This is a genomic window from Pseudomonas sp. T1.Ur (genome assembly GCF_023516725.1).
GTDB classification, from domain to species: Bacteria; Pseudomonadota; Gammaproteobacteria; order Pseudomonadales; family Pseudomonadaceae; genus Aquipseudomonas; species Aquipseudomonas alvandae.
The window spans coordinates 5,747,721-5,769,068 of record NZ_JAMGSN010000001.1; the positions used below are offsets into that span (position 1 = coordinate 5,747,721).

Here is a 21,348-nt window from a genome sequence, read left to right on the forward strand (position 1 = left end):
GCAAGCGCCGCATCCGCGCCCTCAAGGATCGCCTGACCCGCTGGTACGTGTTGGTCGGCGGCCTCGCCGTTCTCGCGGCCATTACCCTGATTTTCTTCTTCCTGGCCTACGTGGTGCTGCCCCTATTCAAGGGGGCGGACCTGACCGCCAAGGATTCGATCACGCCTGCCTGGATGCAAGATGCCGGCAAACCGCTGATGATCTCCATCGAAGAGCAGAACCAGGTGGCCATGCGGGTCTCCGACAAGGGCCAGGCGCTGTTTTTCGACATCGCCAGTGGCGCTGAACTGCGCCGCGTCGACCTGCCGATCCCGGCCGGCGCGAGCGTGACGTCCATTGGCGAAGACCAGCCCGGCAGCCCGCTCGTGGCGATCGGCCTGTCCAACGGCCAGGCCTTGGTGTTCCGTCACACCTATAAGGTGTCCTACCCGGACGGCAAGAAAACCATCTCGCCTGCCGTCGAATACCCTTATGGCGAGACGCCGATCGCATTGAACGAGCAGGGCGCTGCCCTGGAGCATGTCAGCCTCAACGCGACTGATTCGACCTTGTTGCTGGCCGGTTCCAGCGGTGCTCAACTGCAAGTGCTGTCGCTGACCAGCGAAGAAAACATGATGACCGGTGAAGTCACCAGCGAGCAGACGCGTATCGATCTGCCGCAAATGACCGAGCCGGTGAAGAACATCTTCGTCGATCCGCGCCAGCAGTGGTTGTACGTGGTCAACGGGCGTGCCCAGGCCGATGTGTTCAGCCTGCGGGACAAGAGCCTGAATGGTCGCTACAAACTGTTGGAAAACGCTGATGCCCAAGTCACCGCGGCCACCCAGTTGGTGGGCGGGATCTCGCTGATCATTGGCGACTCCAAGGGCGGCCTGGCCCAGTGGTTCATGGCCCGCGACCCGGACGGCGAGCTGCGCTTCAAACAGATCCGTACTTTCCAGATGGGCAACACACCCATCGTTGAAATCAGCGCCGAGGAGCGTCGCAAAGGTTTCGTGGCCCTCGACGCCGCCGGCAAGCTCGGCGTGTTCCACAGCACCGCCCACCGCACCTTGCTGGTGGACCAGGTGGTCGATGGCCAAGGCCTGTTCGGCATGTCGCCACGGGCCAATCGCCTGATCGTGGAGCAGGGCGGCAAGCTGCAACCGCTGACGCTGGAAAACCCGCACCCGGAAGTCTCCTGGAGCGCGCTGTGGAGCAAGGTCTGGTACGAAAACTACGACGAGCCCAAGTACGTCTGGCAGTCGACGGCTGCCAACACTGACTTCGAACCCAAGCTGAGCCTTTCGCCGCTGACCTTCGGCACCCTGAAAGCCGCGTTCTACGCGATGCTGCTGGCCGCGCCGCTGGCGGTTGCCGCCGCGATCTACACCGCGTACTTCATGGCACCGGGCATGCGCCGCAAGGTCAAGCCGGTCATCGAACTGATGGAAGCCATGCCGACGGTCATCCTCGGCTTCTTCGCCGGCCTGTTCCTGGCGCCCTACGTTGAAGGGCACCTGCCGGGGATCTTCAGCCTGCTGATGCTGCTACCGATCGGCATCCTGGTCGCCGGTTTCGTCTTCAGCCGCCTGCCGGAATCCATTCGCCTGAAGGTGCCGGACGGTTGGGAAAGCGCCCTGTTGATCCCGGTGATCCTGTTCGTGGGCTGGCTCTCGCTGTACATGAGTCCGTACATGGAAGCCTGGTTCTTCGGCGGCGACATGCGCATGTGGATCTCCCATGACCTGGGCATCACCTACGACCAGCGCAACGCCCTGGTGGTGGGCCTGGCGATGGGCTTCGCGGTGATCCCGAACATCTACTCCATCGCCGAAGACGCCGTGTTCAGCGTGCCGCGCGGCTTGACCCTGGGTTCGTTGGCCCTCGGTGCCACGCCGTGGCAGACCATGACTCGTGTCGTGATCCTCACCGCCAGCCCGGGCATCTTCTCGGCGCTGATGATCGGCATGGGCCGCGCGGTGGGCGAGACGATGATCGTGCTGATGGCCACCGGCAACACGCCGGTCATGGAAATGAACCTGTTCGAAGGCCTGCGCACCCTGGCGGCCAACGTGGCGGTGGAAATGCCCGAGTCGGAAGTCGGCGGCAGCCATTACCGCGTGCTGTTCCTGTCGGCCTTGGTGCTGTTGCTGTTCACCTTCGTCATGAACACCCTCGCCGAGCTGATCCGTCAGCGTCTGCGCAAGAAATATTCGTCGCTTTAAGAAAGGTAGAAGTCTGTGAAACAGAACTCCCTGAAAGGATGGTTCAAGAGCGGCGCCCCCGGCGTCTGGATCAGCGGCGGCGCGGTGTCCATCGCGGTCATCATGACCATTGGCCTGCTGGCGGTGATTGCCGTCCGCGGCTTGGGCCACTTCTGGCCGGCGGACCTGATCCACGCCAGCTACACCGTGCCGGGCATGCCTGCGCAATTGGTCGTTGGCGAAGTCGTGCAGAAAGAAGAAGTGCCTCGCGAGCGCCTGAAAAGCGCCGGCCTGCCGGTGCCGGACGAAGGCCCGGAGTTCATGACCCGCGAACTGGTCAAGGTCGGCAACCGTGACCTCAACGGCACCGACTTCACCTGGATCGTCGGTGACTGGCTGAAAAACCAGACCACGCCGCCCGAGCTGATGGCCATCGAGCGTCGCGAATGGGGCAATTTCTACGGCTATCTGGTCAACGTCAAGGAAGAAGGCAAGGTCGTAGCCGAAGGCGAAGCCGCCTGGCCGCAATTGCAGGCGCGTATCGAGCGCGTCAACAAGCTCGCCGACGAGCTCAAGACCCTGGAAAAGGTCGACATCGGCGCGATCAACGCCGGCCTCGAACGCATCCGCTTGCACGGCCGCAAGCTGGAACTGGACGGCAAGCTCGACGCCGCCGCCCAAGCCGACCTGGACAGTGAACGGGCCGAACTCAATGCCCGCTACAAGGACATCGAAGCGCGCCTTACCGACTTGCACGCCCAGTTCAACCGCGACAGCCTGACGGCCCGCGATGCCAACGGCAAGGAAGTGGAAATCGGCATCGGCAAGGTGGTGCACGCCTATCAGCCAAACGGCATGGGCACGTTCACCAAGCTGGGTTTCTATTTCAGCAAGGTCTGGGAATTCCTCAGCGACGACCCGCGTGAAGCCAACACCGAGGGCGGGATCTTCCCGGCGATCTTCGGCACCGTGATGATGACGCTGATCATGGCGATGATCGTCACGCCGTTTGGCGTGCTCGCGGCGGTCTACTTGCGTGAATATGCCCGCCAAGGCCCGATGACCCGGCTGATCCGCATCGCGGTGAACAACCTCGCGGGCGTTCCGGCGATTGTCTACGGCGTGTTCGGCCTGGGCTTCTTCGTCTACGTGCTGGGTGGCTCGGTTGACCGACTGTTCTTCCCCGAAGCCTTGCCGGCGCCGACCTTCGGCACGCCGGGCCTGCTCTGGGCATCCCTGACCCTGGCGTTGCTGGCGGTGCCGGTGGTGATCGTCGCCACCGAGGAAGGCCTGGCGCGGATTCCGCGGACTGTACGCGAAGGCTCCCTGGCCCTTGGCGCGACCAAGGCCGAGACCTTGTGGAAAATCGTCCTGCCAATGGCGAGCCCGGCGATGATGACCGGCATGATCCTCGCCGTGGCCCGTGCCGCTGGCGAAGTGGCGCCGTTGATGCTGGTGGGCGTGGTGAAACTGGCGCCGTCGCTGCCGCTGGATGGCAACTATCCGTACCTGCACCTGGACCAGAAAATCATGCACCTGGGCTTCCACATCTATGACGTCGGCTTCCAGAGCCCGAACGTCGAGGCAGCCCGGCCGCTGGTCTACGCCACGGCGCTGCTGCTGGTGCTGGTGATCGCCACGCTCAACCTGTCGGCGGTGTGGATCCGTAACCACCTGCGCGAGAAGTACAAGGCACTGGATAGTTGATGATCGACGCGGACCCTGTGGGAGCGAGCTTGCTCGCGAAGCTTTTGGCGGCCTCGAGGGCCCCTTCGCGAGCAAGCTCGCTCCCACACTGATCGGCGTTCACTGGAATTTCATGGGGCCGCCACACAGGCGTTCCGAACCGAATTTGTTAGCACAGGGAGCCTCCCATGCAACACGAAGCACACACACACGGCATCAACATGTCGGCCCTGGGCCGCGACAAGCAGAGCCTGGACCTGGCCCAGGAGACCGTCGCCATCGAAGTGCCCGGCCTGAACCTGTTCTACGGCCAGAAGCAGGCGCTGTACGACGTCAGCCTGAACATTCCGAAGCAGCGCGTCACGGCCTTCATCGGCCCGTCGGGCTGCGGCAAGTCGACCTTGCTGCGCACCTTCAACCGCATGAACGACCTGGTGGACGGCTGCCGCGTCGAAGGTGAAATCAACCTCTACGGCAATAACATCTACCGCAAGGGCGAAGATGTCGCCGAGCTGCGTCGCCGCGTGGGCATGGTGTTCCAGAAGCCCAACCCGTTCCCGAAGACCATCTACGAGAACGTGGTCTACGGCCTGCGCATCCAGGGTATCAACAAGAAGCGCATCCTCGATGAAGCCGTGGAGTGGGCCCTCAAGGGCGCGGCCCTGTGGGACGAGGTCAAGGACCGTCTGCACGATTCGGCCCTGGGCCTGTCTGGCGGCCAGCAGCAACGCCTGGTCATCGCCCGCACCATCGCCGTGGAGCCGGAAGTCCTGCTGCTCGACGAACCGTGCTCGGCACTCGACCCGATCTCGACGCTGAAGGTCGAGGAGCTGATCTACGAGCTCAAGTCCAAGTTCACCATCGTCATCGTGACCCACAACATGCAGCAGGCGGCGCGGGTGTCCGACTACACCGCGTTCATGTACATGGGCAAACTGGTGGAGTTCGGCGACACCGATACCCTGTTCACCAATCCGGCCATGAAGCAGACCGAAGACTACATCACGGGTCGCTACGGCTAGCCGTAGAGCCGCAAGCTACAAGCTACAAGCGGCAAGTAAAGGCGGTTTGAGAAACGACATATATCAGCTTGCAGCTTGAAGCTTGCAGCTCACAGCTTTTGCGGAGCAAAACCATGATTTCAAAGGAAGGCCTCACCCACCACATTTCCGCACAGTTCAACGCCGAGCTGGAGGAAGTGCGCAGTCACTTGCTGGCCATGGGCGGGCTGGTGGAAAAACAGGTCAACGACGCGGTGACCGCGCTGATCGAGGCCGACTCCGGCCTGGCCCAGCAAGTGCGCGAGATCGACGACCAGATCAACCAGATGGAACGCAACATCGACGAAGAGTGCCTGCGCATCCTCGCCCGTCGCCAGCCGGCCGCTTCCGACCTGCGCCTGATCATCAGCATCTCCAAGTCGGTGATTGACCTGGAGCGGATCGGCGACGAAGCCACCAAGATCGCCCGTCGCGCCATCCAATTGTGCGAAGAAGGCGAAGCGCCGCGTGGTTACGTCGAGGTTCGCCACATCGGTGACCAGGTGCGCAACATGGTCCGTGACGCGCTGGACGCCTTCGCCCGTTTCGACGCCGACCTGGCGCTGTCGGTGGCCCAGTACGACAAGATCATCGACCGCGAGTACAAGACGGCCCTGCGTGAGCTGGCGACCTACATGATGGAAGATCCACGCTCCATCTCGCGGGTGTTGAGCATCATCTGGGTGCTGCGTTCCCTGGAGCGCATCGGCGATCATGCACGCAACATCTCGGAACTGGTGATCTACTTGGTGCGTGGTACCGACGTGCGGCACATGGGGCTCAAGCGGATGAAGGAAGAAGTGGAGGGCACCCCGTCCGAAACCGCTAATGTTCCCGCTGAAACTGACGATAAGTAAGATTGCCAAGAAAAGCGCCCGGCCTTCTGGTCGGGCTTTTTTTTGCGGTTTTTTTAATCGAAAGCAGCACCCCGTGAACGAAAAGTCCCGGCGTGACTGAAGGTTTTTGGCAGTGTGCCATCAGTAAAGCGGTATGCTTGCCGGGATTTTTTAGAGGTGTATCTGGATGAGTAAGGTCAGTGTGTTGGTCGTGGACGATGCTTCGTTCATTCGTGACTTGGTGAAGAAGTGCCTGCGCAACTACTTCCCAGGCATCCGCATCGAAGACGCGGTGAACGGCAAGAAAGCCCAGGCCCTGCTGGCCCGTGAAGCGTTCGACCTGGTGCTGTGCGACTGGGAAATGCCGGAGATGTCGGGCCTGGAGCTGTTGACCTGGTGCCGTCAGCAGGACAACCTCAAGGGCATGCCGTTCGTCATGGTCACCAGCCGTGGCGACAAGGAAAACGTGGTCCAGGCGATCCAGGCCGGCGTTTCCGGCTACGTCAGCAAACCGTTCACCAACGAACAATTGCTGACCAAGGTCAAGCAGGCCCTGAACAAGGTCGGCAAGCTCGACACGCTGATGAACAGCGCCCCGACGAAGATGAATTCGGCGTTTGGCAACGATTCGCTCAGTGCCCTGACCGGTGGCAAGGCTGCTCCGGCCGCCGCCGCAGCGCCAGCCGTGAACCCCTTTGCCAAGCCCGCTGCCCCAGCCGCCCCTGCACCGGCGGCCGCTGCCGCCCGTGGCCTGCTCAACAGCCCGCCCGTCAAGGCACCCGCCGCGTCCGCGCCGACCAGCAATCGTGGGCAAGGCCAATTGCGCCTGTCCAGTGGCACCCAGCAATGCGTGATCAAGGCCCTGAGCCTCAAGGAAGCGCTGCTGGTGGTCAAGCGCACCGACACCCTGCCGCAAGTGCTGGAAAGCTCGGTGCTGGACATGGAGCAGGGCGACAACGCCGAGACCGCCCGTCTGAACGGTTACCTGCACGCCATCGTCGCCCACGAGCAGACGCCGGACAGCGAATGGTTGCAACTGACCTTCCGTTTCGTCGACAAGGATCCGCAGAAACTCGACTACATCTCGCGCCTGATCGCCCGCGGCACGGCGCAGAAGCACTTCGTACCGGGCGCCTGATCCGGCGGCGCCCCTCAGTCCGCTATCGCGAGCAAGCTCGCTCCCACAGTTGATCCAGTGAGCACTGAAGATCCTTGTGGGAGCGAGCTTGCTCCGGGCGGCGATCCGACGATGGGGCCATCAGCTCCAACACCGACCGCTGATCCAATTTTGAAACATCCGTCGACTACGCTGGTCCATCCCAGCTGCTAGGCTGCTTTGCAGGCCTTCATTTCGACAGAATTCTTGCCCATGCTCGTGCCGTTGCTGTTCGCCTGTGGTCTTGTCCTGGCTGCCACCCCGGCCATGGCCATGACCATCTACAAATCCACCGATGCCAATGGTGTGGTCTCCTATAGCGACCGCCCCAGCAAGGGTTCGCAGGTGTTCGTGTTCCGCGATCGCATGGTCGAACGCCTCGAGCGCCAGGTGTTTCTCGACATCAGGAAGCAGAAGGGCGCGGACGCGGTGTACGTGCGCAACGACCTGTATGCGCCCGTGGAGATCGAATTGAGTTTCGCCGGGTTGCGCAATGTCAGCGGGGCGCCGAGCCGGCCGATTCGTCGGGTGCTGCCTGCGCGCAGCAAGCTGCGCCTGGCGCTGCTGACGGCGACGCGACCGGGAAGGCCGCTGGCCTATACCCCAAGGTTCGAATACTCCCTGGGCGACCCGGCAGGCACGTTGCAGGCCTATCAATATCCGTTGCCGTGGCGTGGCGGGCCGTTTCGGCTGAGCCAGGGCGCCAACGGTCAATACAGCCACTACGGTCCGAAGAACCGCTACGCCATGGACATCGCCATGCCCGAAGGCACGCCGATCATCGCGGCGCGGCGCGGCGTGGTGGTCAAGACCGAGAACGAGCAGACCGGGCGTGGAACCGATCCTTCGGGCAACTTCGTGCGCGTGCTGCACGATGACGGGACCATGGGCGTCTATCTGCACCTGCAGAAGGGCTCGGTGAGCGTCAGGGAAGGGCAACGGGTCATGGTGGGTACGCCGTTGGCACTGTCGGGCAACACCGGCAACAGCTCCGGCCCGCACCTGCACTTCGTGGTGCAGCGCAACACCGGGTTGGGGCTGGTGTCGATTCCCTACCAGTTCAACCAGCCGGTGGGCGAGCTGCCCAACTTTGCGTTGGGCAAGCAGTAGCACTGGATATTCGAGGGGCTTTTTGTGGCGAGGGGATAAATCCCCTCGCCACAGGAGAGTGTCGCCGGAAAGCAGGTCGACCCTCAATCGAGCATCAACACCTTCGCCAGGATGATCTTCGGCCCTTTCATCTTCTTGATGATGATCCGCAGGCCTTCGACTTCCAGCACTTCTTCCTCTTCCGGCACCCGCTTGAGGGTTTCATAGACCAACCCGGCCAGGGTTTCCGCCTCGATGTGATCCAGGTCGATCCCCAGCAGGCGCTCCACCTTGAACAGCGGCGTGTCACCGCGCACCAGCAGCTTGCCCGGCTGGTAGGCCAGGATGCCGCGCTCGGCCTTGCGGTGTTCGTCCTGGATATCGCCCACCAGCACTTCCAGCACGTCTTCCATGGTCAGGTAGCCGATGATGTTGCCGTCGGCTTCCTCGACCAAGGCGAAGTGCGAGCCGCCCTTGCGGAACTGCTCCAGCAATTGCGACAGCGGCATGTGCCGCGACACGCGCTCCAGCGGCCGGGTCAGTTCAGCCAGGTTGAACGATTCGGGAATGTGATCCAGGGCGGCCAGTTCCAGCAGCAGGTCCTTGATGTGCAGCAGGCCGACGAACTCCTGTCGCTCGCTGTCGTACACCGGGTAACGGCTGAACTTGTGGCGGCGGAACATCGCCAGGATTTCCTTGAGCGGCGCGTTGAATTCCAGCGTCACCAGGTCTTCCCGGGAGTTTGCCCAGTCCACCACTTCCAACTCGCCCATCTCCACGGCGGAGGCCAGCACGCGCATGCCTTGGTCGCTCGGGTCCTGGCCACGGCTGGAGTGCAGGATCAGCTTCAGTTCCTCGCGGCTGTAGTGGTGTTCATGATGCGGGCCGGGCTCGCCTTGGCCGGCAATCCGCAAGATGGCGTTGGCGCTGGCGTTGAGCAGGTAGATCGCCGGGTACATGGCCCAGTAGAACAGGTACAGCGGCACGGCGGTCCACAGCGACAACAGCTCGGGTTTGCGGATGGCCCAGGATTTGGGCGCCAGTTCACCGACCACGATGTGCAGGTACGAAATGATGAAGAACGCGGTGAAGAACGACACGCCCTTGATCACTTCCGGCGACTGGACGCCGACCGCGCCCAGCAACGGTTCGAGGATGTGGGCGAACGCCGGCTCACCGACCCAGCCCAGGCCCAGGGAAGCCAGGGTGATGCCCAATTGGCAGGCTGACAGGTAGGCGTCGAGCTGGCTGTGGACGGTGCGCAGGATATGCCCGCGCCAGCCGTTCTGCTCGGCGATGGCCTCGACCCGGGTCGAGCGCAGCTTGACCATGGCGAATTCGGCCGCAACGAAAAAACCGTTGAGCAGGACCAGGATCAGAGCAAAGAGAATCATGCCGAATTCGGCGAAGAGCGTAACGAGGGACAAGCCAGGGGAAGGGTCCATGATGGGGTTTTGCGGGTTCCGTATGTTCGTAGGGTTGGAAATCGGCGCCTGAAAAGGCAGGCACAAGTCAGCCAATGTAGCGGCTGACCGGTCGATTGCCTAGAGGGGACGGCCAGTCGGCATCACTCGTCGCGGCTTGAGAGCCGTCCGTGAACCACCTGGGCCGGGGCGAAATGGCAGGTAAACGTACTGCCGTGGCCGGGCACGCTGCTGATTTCCATGCGCCCGCGATGGCGTAGCAGGACGTGCTTGACGATGGCCAATCCCAAGCCGGTTCCGCCGGTGTTGGAGTTGCGGCTGGAGTCGACCCGGTAGAACCGTTCGGTCAAGCGCGGCAAATGCTTGCTGTCGATGCCGATGCCGGAGTCGCGCACGCTCAGGTGCGCGCCTTGCTCATCGCCCCACCAGCGAACGTGGATCCGTCCTTGCTCCGGCGTGTACTTGACCGCGTTGAACACCAGGTTGGAAAACGCGCTGCGCAGTTCCGCCTCGCTGCCCTTGAGTTGCACGGCGGGGTCGGCTTCAAGCGTGATCGCCTGCTGCTTGGGGCCGGACAGCTCCTGCGCATCTTCGGCGATGGTCTGCAGCAGCTCCTCGATGGGCACTGGCTGGTTGTCCGAGGGGTAGTCGGTGGCTTCCAGCTTGGCCAGCAACAGCAGGTCGTTGAGCAGGGTCTGCATGCGTCCGCTCTGCTGGTGCATCTGCTGCAAGGCCCGGCTCCAGCGCGGGTTCACCTCCTCGACGTTGTCGAGCAGGGTTTCCAGGTAACCACAGATCACCGTCAGCGGCGTGCGCAGTTCATGGGATACGTTGGCGATGAAATCCTTGCGCATCTGTTCCAACTGATGGATGCGCGTCACGTCCCGCACCAGCATCAGGTGCTCGTTATTGCCGTAGCGCGTGATGTAGAGCTGGATGCGCAGCCGATCGTTGGTCGGCGAGGGGATTTCCAGGGGTTCGGCATAATTGTCCTGCTCGAAATATTCCTTGAAGCGCGGGTGGCGCACCAGGTTGGTCACCGGTTGGCCGCTGTCCTGGGGCGTCTTGAGGCCCAGCAGGGTTTCGGCGGCGCGGTTCCACCATTCCAGGTTGCCTTCGCTGTCGAGCATGATCACCGCGTCTTTCAGCGCGGCGGTGGACTCCTGGACGCGGTCGATCACCGCTTGCAGGCGGCCCCGGACGCGCTGGTCGCGCCGTTGCAGGTGATAGATGCTGTCGAACACCTCGCCCCACAGGCCATAGCCGTCGGGCGGGGCTTCGTCGGGTTGGTGCAGGCGCAGCCACTCGTGCAGGCGCAGCAACTGCTTGAGGGTCCAGGCCAAGTAGAGCGCCAGGCCCGCGGCCAGGCTCCAGCCGTAATACCCGGTGATCAGGCCGATCAACAGGCAACCGGTAACCAGCAACAACATGTGGCGAATCAGGGTGCCATGCCAGTTTTGATTCACGGAAAATCCTTGGGAGAAAAGCAGCTCCAAGCTACAAGCGGCAAGCTAACGCTACGCGGCTTTGACTTGCCGCTTGTAGCTGAAAGCTTGCAGCTGCTCTCAAGCCTTTGTTGAAAAACGATAACCGGTGCCGCGCACGGTTTGTACCAGATTCTCGTAGGCATCGCCGAGGGCTTTGCGCAGGCGTCGGATGTGCACGTCCACGGTGCGCTCCTCGACGTAGACGTTGCCGCCCCAGACCTGGTCCAGCAACTGCCCGCGGGTGTAGGCGCGCTCCTGGTGGGTCATGAAAAATTGCAGCAGGCGGTATTCGGTCGGGCCCATCTCGGCAGGCTTGCCGTCGATGGTCACGCGGTGGCTGATCGGGTCGAGCAGCAGGCCGCCGACTTCGATGGGCGCTTCGCCATCGGTCGGCCCGGCCCGACGCAGCACGGCCTTCAGGCGCGCCACCAGTTCTCGTGGGGAAAACGGCTTGGTGATGTAGTCGTCGGCGCCGACTTCCAGGCCCTGGATCTTGTTGTCCTCTTCGCCCTTGGCGGTGAGCATGATGATCGGGATATCACCGGTCAGCTCATCGCGCTTGAGACGCCGCGCCAGCTCGATGCCGGACGTGCCGGGCAGCATCCAGTCCAGCAGGATCAGGTCTGGCTTGCGGTCGACGATGATGGCGTGGGCCTGTTGGGAGTTCTCTGCTTCCATGCAGTCATAGCCGGCCATCTCCAACGCAACGGCGATCATCTCGCGGATGGGCGCCTCGTCGTCGACGATCAGAATGCTCCTGCCAACCATGGGGTAATCCTCTTGTCATTTAACTGTCTTGCGCCGCATTAGATAACGGAATTATTGCAGTCGTGTGACAGAAATTTCCGTGCGAGGCAGCAAAGGGGATCCTGGACTACGCTTTTCAGTCCGAATCCTGACAACTACAAAGGAAGGTTTCCTATGACGCGCATGACTGTTTCTTTGAAAACCCTGCTGATATCTGCTGCCCTGGCCCTGCCTGGATTTGCGATGGCTGCCGATCCTGCGATGGAGAAGGACGGTATGTTCACCGACCACAAGGGCATGACCCTTTACACCTTCGCCAAGGACTCCGCCGGCAAGTCGATGTGCAACGACAAGTGTGCGTCTAATTGGCCGCCGCTCATGGCGAAGGACGATGACAAATCCATGGGCGAATGGACTGTGATCAAGCGTGACGACGGTAAAAAACAATGGGCTTACGACGGCAAGCCGTTGTACACCTTTGTGAAGGACAAAGACGCTGGAGACAAGACGGGCGATGGCTTGATGGACGGTGCCTGGAAAGTTGCCAAGCCCGATTGACCGGCCGGACTGCTTTTCGTGGCGAGGGAGCTTGCTCCCGCTCGGCTTTGTAGGCGCTGGCGAAGCCTGCGATCTTTTGATCTTTTGATCTTTTGATCTTTTGCTCAAGCTTCGATGAGTAGTGAAAAGATCGCAGCCTCGCTTCGCTCGGCAGCTCCTACACAGCTCCTACACAGCTCCTACACAGCGCCTACAGGCCCGGCGGGAGCAAGCGCCCTCGCCACGGGGTCAACGTGCGCCGAGCTTGATTCAGCGCAACCCGTAATCCAACACAACCCCCACGAAAATCGCCAACCCGGCCCAGTGGTTGTGCAGGAACGCCTTGAAGCAACGCATCCGGTCCTTGCCACGGGTGTACCAGAACTCCCAGGCGAAACACGCCGCAGCGGCCACCAGCCCCAGGTGGAACCAGCCACCCAGTTTGAACTGCGCGCCAGCCAGCAACAGGCAACCCAAGGCCAGGCCCTGCAGGGTCAGGATGATCACCCGGTCGGCATCGCCAAATAAAATCGCCGTGGATTTCACGCCGATCTTCAGGTCATCGTCCCGGTCGGTCATCGCGTAGTAGGTGTCGTAGCCCACCGTCCACAGCAGGTTGGCAATGTACAGCAGCCACGCAGCCGCCGGCAGATGACCGGTTTCGGCGGTGAACGCCATCGGCATGCCCCAGGAAAACGCCGCGCCCAGCACCACCTGTGGGTAATACGTATAGCGCTTCATGAACGGGTAACTGCACGCCAGCGCCAGGCCGCCGAGGGACAGCAGGATCGTCGGCGCGTTGGTGCACAGCACCAGCAGGAAACTCACGCTCATCAGCACCGCGAAGAACACCAGCGCCTCTTTCGAGCTGATCTTGCCGCTGACCAAGGGCCGTTGCTCGGTGCGTTTGACGTGACCGTCGACCTTGCGGTCGGCCCAGTCGTTGATCACGCAACCGCCGGCACGGGTCAGCACCACGCCAAGGACGAAAATCACGACGTTGGCCAGGGACGGCGAGCCTTCGCCGGCAACCCACAACGCCCACAGCGTTGGCCACAGCAGCAGGTAGATACCGATGGGCTTGTCCATGCGCGTCAGTTGCACGAAGTCCCAGGCCCGCGGATTGAGGCGGTTCAAGGATTTGAGCAGTTGCGTGTACATCAGCAATTCTCCGGATAGGCGCGGGCGACCGTCCACAGGCTTGGCAGGAACACCTCTGCCACCAGCACGCTCAATGCGCCGCGATCGAAACGCGAACGACGGCCCCACAGCGCGTGGGCGCGAACCTGTGGCGGCAGCCATTCGCTCGGGTAATGGCAGACCTCGATCGCCCGGCGCTGGAACGCCTGGTCGCAAAACAGCAGCTCGCCCAGGGAGCGGCTGCCCAGTTCGTCCATCTGCAAGCCGTCGCCTTGCAACGCACTGCGTGCCGCCACGCTGCGGGCAAACACCCATGGCTCACCGTGGCCGCGCAAGTACACTTCGCGCACCCAACCCTCGCTGCCCTCGGCGAGGTCCAGCGCGGCACATTCGTCGGTGCGCAACGGCTGCCAGCCTTCGAACAGCGGCGTCACGCTGAAGTGATCGTTCGACAGGCCTGTCAGGCGCCGGGTCAGGGAGCCTTCGTCAAACAGCCAATCCATGACGCACGCATCCGGGCGGGGCGACAGCAGGTGTTGGGGCAGCCATTGAAGTGTAGGAAATATCGAATTTGTCGGCGGCACTGGGGTCTTGAGTGGCAGCAAATGAGGTCGCGAGCTTACCATGCCGGTCGGCGATTTTGACCGAGCCGAAGGCTGTCGCGCCGATCCTGCTTGCATCTGTCGCGATCGATCAGTACAAAACCGCCCTGAGCCGGAAAATACCGGCCAAGGCCTGACATCTTGAGGAAGTATTGGAATGAAGAAGTGGCAATGTATCGTCTGCGGCCTGATCTATGACGAAGCCCTGGGTTGGCCAGACGATGGCATCGAGCCCGGCACCCGTTGGGAAGATGTACCGCAGGACTGGCTGTGCCCGGATTGCGGCGTCGGCAAAATGGATTTTGAAATGATCGCAATCGGCTGATTATTTCCCCTATATGGAGAGCAACATGAGCGCACCTGTCGTTATCGTCGGTACGGGCCTGGCCGGTTACAACCTGGCCCGGGAATTTCGCAAGCTCGACAGCGAAACCCCGTTGCTGCTGATTACCGCGGACGATGGCCGCTCCTACTCCAAGCCGATGCTCTCCACGGGCTTTGGCAAGAACAAGGACGCCGATGGCCTGAGCATGGCCGAACCCGGCGCCATGGCCGAGCAACTGAACGCCGAGGTGCGCACCCACACGCGCATCAGCGGCATCGACCCGGGCCACAAGCGCCTGTGGATCGGCGAAGAGGCGGTGAGCTATCGCGACCTGATCCTGGCCTGGGGCGCTGAAACCGTGCGCGTGCCGGTGCAGGGCGACGGGGCGGACCTGATCTTCCCCATCAACGATCTTGAAGACTACGCGCGCTTCCGGGCCGCCGCCGCGGGCAAGCGCCGGGTGTTGCTGCTCGGCGCCGGCCTGATCGGCTGCGAATTTGCCAACGACCTGATCCTCGGCGGCTACGAAGTCCAATTGGTGGCCCCGTGCGAGCAGGTCATGCCGACGCTGCTGCACCCGGCTGCCGCCGCCGCGGTACAGGCCGGGCTGGAAAGCCTCGGCGCACGTTTCCACCTCGGCCCGGTACTCAATCGCCTGCAACGGGTGGCTGACGGCTTGGAAGCGCACCTGTCGGACGGCCAAGTGATTGCCTGCGACCTGGTGGTCTCGGCCATCGGCCTGCGCCCGCGCATTGACCTGGCCGCCGCGGCTGGCCTTGTGGTCAATCGTGGCGTGGTAGTCGACCGCCACCTGAAGACTTCCCACGCCAATATCTACGCCCTGGGCGATTGCGCCGAGGTCGATGGCTTGAATCTGCTCTATGTCATGCCGCTGATGAGCTGCGCCCGGGCCCTGGCCCAAACCTTGGCCGGCAACCCGACCGCCGTCAGCTACGGCGCCATGCCGATCACCGTCAAGACGCCGGTGTGCCCACTGGTGGTTTCGCCACCGCAACGGGGCACCGAAGGCGTGTGGAGCGTCGAAGGGCAGGGCGCCGATATCAAGGCCCTGTGCCGCGACGCCCAAGGCAACCTGCTGGGTTACGCGCTGACCGGCGCGGCGGTGATGGAGAAACTGGCGCTGAACAAGCAGCTTCCGGCGCTGCTGGCGTAAATGCCGGTCGTTCTGTCGTAAATACCCTGCTTTTGAGGCCACAAACGCCCGCCGGCCACTGGCGCCGGTTGCGGCCCCGTGCCATCCTCACTCCCGTCTGCCGCAGAGTAGAGCCTGCGGCGCCTTAGGGGTTGTTCCGAAGAGAACAGCACGGACATAACAACAAAAAAACCGTCAAAGGGGCTTCATTCATGCGTAAACCAGAACTCGCCGCCGCCATCGCGGAAAAAGCGGACCTCACCAAAGAACAAGCCAACCGCGTCCTCAACGCCGTCCTCGAAGAAATCACCGGCGCCCTGCACCGCAAGGACAGCGTCACCCTGGTCGGCTTCGGCACCTTCCTGCAACGCCACCGCGGCGCCCGCACCGGCAAGAACCCACAAACCGGCGAGCCGGTGAAAATCAAGGCCAGCAACACCGTTGCGTTCAAGCCGGGCAAATCCTTGAAGGACAGCGTCAACCCATAATTGCGGCGAGTACCTCGGTCGAGGGAAGGAAGCGGCAACAAAAAAGGCATACCGATGGTGATCGGCATGCCTTTTTTTGTGGCCGCTGGATAGCAACCATTCGTTAAGCCAACCCGAGACCCCGGCGAGGGAGCTTGCTCCCGCTCGGCCCCTGTAGGAGCTGGCGAAGCCTGCGATCTTTTGATCTTTTGATCTTTGATCTTTGATCTTTCGCTTCAGAATCAATTGGCAGTGAAAAGATCGCAGCCTCGCTTTGCTCGGCAGCTCCTACGCAGCTCCTACAGACCCAGCGGGAGCAAGCTCCCTCGCCACAGAGGCTTGCGGTGTGGCGGCTAGCGGGGATCGACGTTATTCAACGCGCGGGTGGCGGAACAAGCCGGCGGACTCTGGCGTAGTTGTAGGCAAAGGCGCAAGCATGTGTGGTTTGGTGGAAGGTTAACGAACACACCCTCGGATCCACCCGACAGCCCGTGGCGAGGGAGCTTGCTCCCGCTCGGCTCTGTAGGAGCTGGCGAAGCCTGCGATCTTTTGATCTTTTGATCTTTCGCTTAAGACTCAATTGGCCGTGAAAAGATCGCAGCCTCGCTTTGCTCGGCAGCTCCTACGCAGCTCCTACGCAGCTCCTACAGACCCAGCGGGAGCAAGCTCCCTCGCCATGGGCATCATCGTTGATGCGGTTGGTTGTAGGTCAAGCCTGGCCGTCAAACATCAACGACCCCTTGATCATCGCCCAATGCGCCGCTTCGGCATCGCCCAGCTTCTCGGCCTTCACATAACTCAAGGCAAGCATCTTGCGCGTGCCTGGCAATACCAGCGCCAACTGGTACTGGAAGACCTTTTCGTTGCCCTTGTTGAACTGGCTGCGCAATTCGATGGCTTCGACTTCCTGGTTCGCGCCTACGCGCAGCGTTGCGCCCGGTTGACAGCGCAGGTCCTGGACTTGTTTTTCCAGGCGCTTGAGCTGGTCGTCGAGGTTGCTTTGCAGGGTTTCAGCCTCGGCCAGCAGGCTGCGGCTGACGATCAGGGACGTGCCCAGTCCGGGAAACTTGAGGATGTTGATCGAGGCGTCGAGCAACTCGCTGGGCGGCAGTTGGAGCTGGAATTCGTTGAGGCGGTAAGTCATGGTGCTGGATTCTCGAAGTTAGCCCTTGGGCGCCGGGAACGCGGCGGCGACGTTGGCGTCGATGCTGGCCTTGACGCCTTGGCCGTCCGGCGTGGCGCCGGGGCCGCCGCCATTGTTCAGGTGCAGCACGCCGCCGGTGTTGAACTCGGCATCGCCGCTGGCATAGAAGCTGATTTGCACGCCGGTCAGGTTGATCTGGCCGCTGGCGTTGAGCTCCAGGATGCTCTCGCCACAGACAAGACGCAGGTTCTCGCCCACTTCGATGACGTAGCTCTGGCTGATGCTGTCGGTCTTGCGCTGGCCCACCGAGAGGATGTCTTCCTGCTTGACGATGCGCAGGCGGTTGTTGCCGATGGTCACCGTTTCGTCGTGGCCGATGCTCTTGTTGCGGTCGTGGCCCACCGAATGGCTTTCATCCACCTCGACCACGATGTCCTGGTTGCGCTCGGCATGGATGTAAAGCTGCTCGGCGCCTTTCTTGTCTTCCATGCGTATTTCGTTGAAGTTCGCCGGCGTGCCGCCTTTGCTCGAACGGCTCTTCATGCCGCTCTGGGTGGCGTTCTCGGGCAGATCGTAGGGCACGGTCTGTTCGGCGTTGTAGACCCGACCGGTGATGATCGGCCGGTCCGGATCCCCCTCCAGGAAGCTGACGATGACTTCCTGGCCGATGCGCGGGATCTGCATCGAGCCCCAATTCTTGCCGGCCCAGGATTGCGACACGCGAATCCAGCACGAACTGTTCTCGTTGGACTGGTCGTGACGGTCCCAATAAAAGTGCACCTTCACCCGGCCGAACTGATCGGTCCAGATTTCCTCGCCCTTCGGGCCGACCACCAATGCTGTCTGCGGGCCCTTGACGATGGGCCGGTGAGTGATCGCCATCGGGCGAAAGCTTTGCTGGGCGTCGATGCAGGTCAGGCTGCTTTCGAACTGGGCCGACGGCGCGCCGACACCGGATTCACCGCTTTCCTGGGACAAGTAGTAGCGCGCGCCGACGATCAGGTATTCGCGGTTCTGGTCCTGGCGGCTGAAGCCGGTGAGGCTGAACAGATGCCCCGAGCCCAGGCCCCGGGCGTTACCCGCCAGCTCGACCTGCTCGTGCAAGGTCTGCAAGGCTTCGATGCGGGTGCGGGCGTAATGTTCGCCGTCTTCGCTCTGCACGTAGGTGCCCGGGTAATCGAACAGCGGATAGTCGCCAGCGGCGTGCGGTCGGGGCATGGCCGAGCGCACGTCGATGCGCGCGCTGGGCCGTTGGAAGTCGTAGTCGTTGAGCTCCAGCGAGCCGGGTTGGACTTCCTGGGCCAGGTGCCAATCGTGAATATGATCGCGCTCGCGCTGCTGCTCGTTCTTCGGATAGTAAGGCACCGATCCGTAGCCGGGCGCGGTGGTGTGGGCGCCGTAGGCGTCGGCCAGCACCAGCACATGGCGGCCCTGCTCATGGCGGAAGAAGTAATAGATGCCTTCCTGTTCCATCAGCCGGCTGACGAAGTCGAAGCTGGTCTCGCGATACTGGACGCAGTATTCCCACTCGCGATAGGGCCGGCTGAGGGCGTCTTCGAAATCGGAAAAGCCCAGGTCGCGGAACACCTGCTTGATGATCTGCGGGATGGTCAGGTTCTGGAAAATCCGGCAGTCGGAGGTGCGGGTCAGCAGCCACAGCCACGGGCGCAAGGTGGCTTGATAACTGGCGAACTGGCCCTGGTCGACGTTCTGGCTGAAGCGCGACACGATGCCGTGGAAATAGCGCTCGCCACCGCCATCGAGTTGCAGGCTCACGCACATCGGTTTACCGAGCACCTGGTTGAGGTCGATGGCGTTGTCCAGCGAGTGCAGTTGCAACTCATAGTTGAACAACCGGCCCAGCTCTTCGCCGCCGCCCATGTCCTTGAGCAACAGCACCTCGGGTCCCAGGGGGCTGGTGATCTTGGCCAGGCGGGAGGCTTGGTTGAATAACATCAATTATCCCTTGTTGATGCCTTGCATCCTCGTAGGAGCTGTCGAGCAACGCGAGGCTGCGATCTTTGCCCAGACCCTTGAGTCTAAAGCGAAAGATCAAAAGATCGCAGCCTTCGGCAGCTCCTACGGGGCGCTTGATCGCTAGAGTAGTGACGCTGATCGCATAATGTAGTGCCTTACGTGAGGCAGAGGAACCCGGTTCTTGATTGTTGCCAGGCATTACTTGAATATCTGCTACTTCGCGCGTCACCTCACGTCCATGGAAAGCGATTACTGTGACCTCCTACCGCATTCAAGAAGCCGATCTCGACATCCCCGATGCCTGGCAGGACCAGAGCATCAATATTTTCAAGTTGCCGGCGGTCGGTCCTGCCAAAGAAGCCAGTTTTGTAATCAGCCGCGACGCCAGCCAGGGCGATGCGCCTTTTGCCGAGTACGTGGATCGCCAGCTCAAGAGCGCGGAGCAGCAATTGCCGGGCTTCAAGCTGGTCCAGCGCTGGGACACCGTGCTGCAGGGGCTCACCACCACGTTGCTCGACTACACCTGGCAACGCGAGGGACGCGACCTGATGCTGCGCCAAGTGTTCATCGAGCGTAAGCCGGCGGTGCTGATCACCACCTTGACCACCACACCGAACGACTTCCCCTATCACGAGCCGGCCTGGAAGCTGGCGATGCATTCGTTCAAGCCACAACCTCCGACTGCTTGAGCATCGATACGACCCACTGAGCACTCAGTCACATCAGTAAGGTAGTTGCGCGCAATGGATGCACAGGCAGCAGCACGTCTGGGAGATGAAATCGCCCACGGGTTCGGGTTGGCCGCAATGGTCGCCGGCGCCGTGGCCGGCGCCTTGATCGGCGCGGCGGTCGTTGCCGCGACGGTCGCCACCGGCGGCGTGGCCCTGGCGATCATGGCCGGCTCGATCGCCGCCGGCGGCTTGTCGATGTTCCAGATCGTCAAGGGCCTCTCCACCATCTTCAACCTGCCCGAACCCACCACGGGGGCGTTGATCATGGGCAGCTTCAACGTCTACATCAACGACCGCAATGCCATGCGGGCGGGCGAAGACGTTTCGTCGTCCTGCACCGGGCTGCCGATGAACCATCCGATCTGGCCCTTTCCGGTGCTGATCGCCGAAGGCAGCGCCACGGTGTTCATCAACGGCAAGCCGGCGGCGCGCCTGCACAGCAAAATGGTCTGCGGTGCCCACATCAAGAGTGGCAGCCCGAATACGTTCATCGGCGGGCCGACGGTGTCGGTGGCGTTTGTGCTGGATCTTGAAGGGTGGATGCATTCCGGGTTGGAAGTGTTGGGGTTGGCGGCGGCGGGCGGAGCCTTGTTGCTCGCGGCTTTTGCCGGCGCTGCCGCTTTCTTCGGCGCCCTCGCCGTCGGTGGTGCGTTGTATGTCGGCATGGAGCTGCTAGGTGATTTGGGCGACCGTCTCGGCCCCGGCTATCGGGACTTGTTCCAAGGCGTGGCAGGCATGGCCCTGCTCGGTGCTGGTCCGAAGCTGGCACGTAAGCCCATGACGGCGGCCGAGCGAACGATCCTGGCTCGTCAGCGACAGGAGCAGATGCTCAAGGACAATCGAGGATTCAACATTAGCCCGACGGCATGGGATACATACCCTACGATTGGCCGGGCCGGTACTTTTGTTTCTGACAAAAAAGGCATCACCGACGTTATCGGGAATTTTTCGGGTCGTTCCAAGATCACCATCAGTGGTAAAAAAGCTGCAGAACTGGAGCGCGCCTTTGGTTTGGAAAAAGATGCGCTTAAAGGCGGATTCAAGATCAGGCAGGTCGATGATGTCGTGGGGCGCATGCCCAGAAGTCCGATGGAGGGGAACCAATATTTCCTGGGACCAGGCAAACACTTGCCAGGTGGAGCTCCAGAAATGGTTGTCGAATCGATTCCAACCAAGGATGCGGACGGTATTACCACTTTAACCGAGGTATTTGTCAGTGATTAATGATGTGTTGAAGGCGTACGTGGAAAAAGCGGACGGTGACGTGATTCGTGTTCAAGTCATCGATCACGCCTTGGATTCGCCTTTGCGGACCATTGGTTTTTCGAATGCGGCAGAGAAAGATATCTACGTTCTGCAGGTCGCGGACAACAAGCAAAAGGCCAAGGTGTTCGATGAACTCCGTTCATTAGGCGTGGCCTTTTCTGCGGGCAAGGAATGGTGCCCGTCCGAAGTGTTCGAATACCTTCGCGACGAGCAATTGCTGAGCGGCAAGTACTTGCGAGTCGCATGGACGCAGCCCGGTCAATACCGACTTACGAACGAGTGATATTGCTCTCGCTGGGTTGCGTCGGGTTGCGCTGTAGGAGCTGTCGAGTGCAACGAGGCTGCGATCTTTCCC

General features: G+C 61.8%; 20 protein-coding genes. 13 read left to right on the forward strand and 7 right to left on the reverse strand.

Annotation, left to right across the window (positions count from 1 at the left end):
- Nucleotides 1-173: 173 nt before the first annotated feature.
- The 6 genes from M8Q45_RS25365 (at nt 174) to M8Q45_RS25390 (ending at nt 8,014) form a co-directional block, all read left to right on the forward strand.
- The gene (locus M8Q45_RS25365) at nt 174-2,207 is read left to right on the forward strand and encodes an ABC transporter permease subunit (RefSeq protein WP_249877390.1); all 2,034 of its coding nucleotides are present in this window, start codon (nt 174-176) and stop codon (nt 2,205-2,207) included.
- 15 nt (nt 2,208-2,222) lie between these two features.
- A complete protein-coding gene (gene pstA / locus M8Q45_RS25370; RefSeq protein ID WP_249876867.1) occupies nt 2,223-3,893 on the forward strand; it encodes a phosphate ABC transporter permease PstA in 1,671 nt (556 codons plus the stop codon).
- Between the two features lie 167 nt (nt 3,894-4,060).
- Complete coding sequence (pstB, locus tag M8Q45_RS25375; protein ID WP_030139131.1) at nt 4,061-4,894, forward strand: phosphate ABC transporter ATP-binding protein PstB; 834 nt, start codon at nt 4,061-4,063, stop codon at nt 4,892-4,894.
- 113 nt (nt 4,895-5,007) lie between these two features.
- Nucleotides 5,008-5,769, forward strand: coding sequence for a phosphate signaling complex protein PhoU (gene phoU / locus M8Q45_RS25380; RefSeq protein WP_249876868.1), 762 nt, complete (start codon nt 5,008-5,010; stop codon nt 5,767-5,769).
- Nucleotides 5,770-5,935: 166 nt separating this feature from the next.
- Nucleotides 5,936-6,886, forward strand: a complete 951-nt coding sequence (locus tag M8Q45_RS25385; RefSeq protein ID WP_249876869.1) for a response regulator — start codon at nt 5,936-5,938, stop codon at nt 6,884-6,886.
- Between the two features lie 231 nt (nt 6,887-7,117).
- On the forward strand, nt 7,118-8,014 hold the full coding sequence (locus tag M8Q45_RS25390; protein ID WP_249876870.1) for a peptidoglycan DD-metalloendopeptidase family protein: 897 nt from the start codon (nt 7,118-7,120) through the stop codon (nt 8,012-8,014).
- A gap of 83 nt (nt 8,015-8,097) precedes the next feature.
- On the opposite strand, the gene M8Q45_RS25395 is transcribed toward M8Q45_RS25390, so the two are convergent.
- The 3 genes from M8Q45_RS25395 to phoB form a co-directional block, all read right to left on the reverse strand.
- Nucleotides 8,098-9,438 (reverse strand): hemolysin family protein, encoded by a 1,341-nt coding sequence (locus M8Q45_RS25395; RefSeq protein ID WP_014335895.1) that lies wholly within the window; start codon nt 9,436-9,438, stop codon nt 8,098-8,100.
- Between the two features lie 122 nt (nt 9,439-9,560).
- A complete protein-coding gene (gene phoR, locus M8Q45_RS25400) occupies nt 9,561-10,847 on the reverse strand; it encodes a phosphate regulon sensor histidine kinase PhoR (protein ID WP_249877391.1) in 1,287 nt (428 codons plus the stop codon).
- A 135-nt stretch (nt 10,848-10,982) separates the two neighbouring features.
- Complete coding sequence (gene phoB / locus M8Q45_RS25405) at nt 10,983-11,672, reverse strand: phosphate regulon transcriptional regulator PhoB (RefSeq protein ID WP_003177195.1); 690 nt, start codon at nt 11,670-11,672, stop codon at nt 10,983-10,985.
- Between the two features lie 153 nt (nt 11,673-11,825).
- Between phoB and M8Q45_RS25410 the strand changes: the two genes are divergently transcribed.
- Nucleotides 11,826-12,209, forward strand: coding sequence for a COG4315 family predicted lipoprotein (locus M8Q45_RS25410; RefSeq protein WP_249876871.1), 384 nt, complete (start codon nt 11,826-11,828; stop codon nt 12,207-12,209).
- A 249-nt stretch (nt 12,210-12,458) separates the two neighbouring features.
- Here M8Q45_RS25410 and ubiA read toward each other — a convergent pair whose 3' ends face one another.
- Nucleotides 12,459-13,349 (reverse strand): 4-hydroxybenzoate octaprenyltransferase, encoded by an 891-nt coding sequence (gene ubiA, locus M8Q45_RS25415; protein WP_249876872.1) that lies wholly within the window; start codon nt 13,347-13,349, stop codon nt 12,459-12,461.
- Nucleotides 13,349-13,912, reverse strand: a complete 564-nt coding sequence (locus M8Q45_RS25420) for a chorismate--pyruvate lyase family protein (RefSeq protein ID WP_349654635.1) — start codon at nt 13,910-13,912, stop codon at nt 13,349-13,351. Before M8Q45_RS25420 ends, ubiA begins: the two co-directional genes overlap by 1 nt.
- A gap of 175 nt (nt 13,913-14,087) precedes the next feature.
- Between M8Q45_RS25420 and M8Q45_RS25425 the strand changes: the two genes are divergently transcribed.
- The 3 genes from M8Q45_RS25425 to M8Q45_RS25435 all read left to right on the forward strand — a co-directional run bounded on the left by M8Q45_RS25425 (nt 14,088) and on the right by M8Q45_RS25435 (nt 15,896).
- Nucleotides 14,088-14,255, forward strand: coding sequence for a rubredoxin (locus M8Q45_RS25425; RefSeq protein WP_249876874.1), 168 nt, complete (start codon nt 14,088-14,090; stop codon nt 14,253-14,255).
- Between the two features lie 25 nt (nt 14,256-14,280).
- Nucleotides 14,281-15,429, forward strand: a complete 1,149-nt coding sequence (locus M8Q45_RS25430) for an NAD(P)/FAD-dependent oxidoreductase (protein WP_249876875.1) — start codon at nt 14,281-14,283, stop codon at nt 15,427-15,429.
- A 191-nt stretch (nt 15,430-15,620) separates the two neighbouring features.
- Nucleotides 15,621-15,896, forward strand: coding sequence for an HU family DNA-binding protein (locus tag M8Q45_RS25435; protein WP_003213368.1), 276 nt, complete (start codon nt 15,621-15,623; stop codon nt 15,894-15,896).
- Between the two features lie 688 nt (nt 15,897-16,584).
- Here M8Q45_RS25435 and M8Q45_RS25440 read toward each other — a convergent pair.
- Both M8Q45_RS25440 and M8Q45_RS25445 read right to left on the reverse strand, forming a co-directional pair.
- Nucleotides 16,585-17,019: a DcrB-related protein gene (locus tag M8Q45_RS25440; RefSeq protein ID WP_249876876.1), complete on the reverse strand. Its 435-nt coding sequence runs from the start codon at nt 17,017-17,019 to the stop codon at nt 16,585-16,587.
- Nucleotides 17,020-17,037: 18 nt separating this feature from the next.
- Nucleotides 17,038-18,975 carry a type VI secretion system Vgr family protein gene (locus tag M8Q45_RS25445; RefSeq protein ID WP_249876877.1) on the reverse strand — a complete coding sequence of 646 codons (1,938 nt, stop codon included), beginning with the start codon at nt 18,973-18,975 and terminating at the stop codon, nt 17,038-17,040.
- 275 nt (nt 18,976-19,250) lie between these two features.
- On the opposite strand from M8Q45_RS25445, the gene M8Q45_RS25450 reads away from it, so the two are divergent.
- The 3 genes from M8Q45_RS25450 to M8Q45_RS25460 are packed head-to-tail and all read left to right on the forward strand — an operon-like array spanning nt 19,251 to nt 21,276.
- Nucleotides 19,251-19,685 (forward strand): DUF1795 domain-containing protein, encoded by a 435-nt coding sequence (locus M8Q45_RS25450; protein WP_249876878.1) that lies wholly within the window; start codon nt 19,251-19,253, stop codon nt 19,683-19,685.
- A gap of 54 nt (nt 19,686-19,739) precedes the next feature.
- Nucleotides 19,740-20,951 (forward strand): PAAR domain-containing protein, encoded by a 1,212-nt coding sequence (locus M8Q45_RS28445; RefSeq protein ID WP_283939079.1) that lies wholly within the window; start codon nt 19,740-19,742, stop codon nt 20,949-20,951.
- The gene (locus M8Q45_RS25460) at nt 20,944-21,276 is read left to right on the forward strand and encodes a hypothetical protein (protein ID WP_249876879.1); all 333 of its coding nucleotides are present in this window, start codon (nt 20,944-20,946) and stop codon (nt 21,274-21,276) included. Before M8Q45_RS28445 ends, M8Q45_RS25460 begins: the two co-directional genes overlap by 8 nt.
- The last annotated feature ends 72 nt before the right edge of the window (nt 21,277-21,348 follow it).

What these genes read in the sequence shown, in the direction of transcription:
- M8Q45_RS25410 (WP_249876871.1), top strand. Translation starts at nt 11,826, where the DNA reads ATGACGCGCATGACTGTTTCTTTGAAAACCCTGCTGATATCTGCTGCC.
- M8Q45_RS25435 (WP_003213368.1), top strand. Translation starts at nt 15,621, where the DNA reads ATGCGTAAACCAGAACTCGCCGCCGCCATCGCGGAAAAAGCGGACCTC.
- phoR (WP_249877391.1), bottom strand. Translation starts at nt 10,847, where the DNA reads ATGTTGTTGCTGGTTACCGGTTGCCTGTTGATCGGCCTGATCACCGGG.
- M8Q45_RS25365 (WP_249877390.1), top strand. Translation starts at nt 174, where the DNA reads ATGCAAGATGCCGGCAAACCGCTGATGATCTCCATCGAAGAGCAGAAC.
- M8Q45_RS25395 (WP_014335895.1), bottom strand. Translation starts at nt 9,438, where the DNA reads ATGGACCCTTCCCCTGGCTTGTCCCTCGTTACGCTCTTCGCCGAATTC.
- M8Q45_RS25440 (WP_249876876.1), bottom strand. Translation starts at nt 17,019, where the DNA reads ATGACTTACCGCCTCAACGAATTCCAGCTCCAACTGCCGCCCAGCGAG.
- M8Q45_RS25425 (WP_249876874.1), top strand. Translation starts at nt 14,088, where the DNA reads ATGAAGAAGTGGCAATGTATCGTCTGCGGCCTGATCTATGACGAAGCC.
- pstB (WP_030139131.1), top strand. Translation starts at nt 4,061, where the DNA reads ATGCAACACGAAGCACACACACACGGCATCAACATGTCGGCCCTGGGC.
- M8Q45_RS25445 (WP_249876877.1), bottom strand. Translation starts at nt 18,975, where the DNA reads ATGTTATTCAACCAAGCCTCCCGCCTGGCCAAGATCACCAGCCCCCTG.
- M8Q45_RS28445 (WP_283939079.1), top strand. Translation starts at nt 19,740, where the DNA reads ATGGATGCACAGGCAGCAGCACGTCTGGGAGATGAAATCGCCCACGGG.
- M8Q45_RS25385 (WP_249876869.1), top strand. Translation starts at nt 5,936, where the DNA reads ATGAGTAAGGTCAGTGTGTTGGTCGTGGACGATGCTTCGTTCATTCGT.
- phoU (WP_249876868.1), top strand. Translation starts at nt 5,008, where the DNA reads ATGATTTCAAAGGAAGGCCTCACCCACCACATTTCCGCACAGTTCAAC.
- M8Q45_RS25430 (WP_249876875.1), top strand. Translation starts at nt 14,281, where the DNA reads ATGAGCGCACCTGTCGTTATCGTCGGTACGGGCCTGGCCGGTTACAAC.
- M8Q45_RS25390 (WP_249876870.1), top strand. Translation starts at nt 7,118, where the DNA reads ATGCTCGTGCCGTTGCTGTTCGCCTGTGGTCTTGTCCTGGCTGCCACC.
- ubiA (WP_249876872.1), bottom strand. Translation starts at nt 13,349, where the DNA reads ATGTACACGCAACTGCTCAAATCCTTGAACCGCCTCAATCCGCGGGCC.
- phoB (WP_003177195.1), bottom strand. Translation starts at nt 11,672, where the DNA reads ATGGTTGGCAGGAGCATTCTGATCGTCGACGACGAGGCGCCCATCCGC.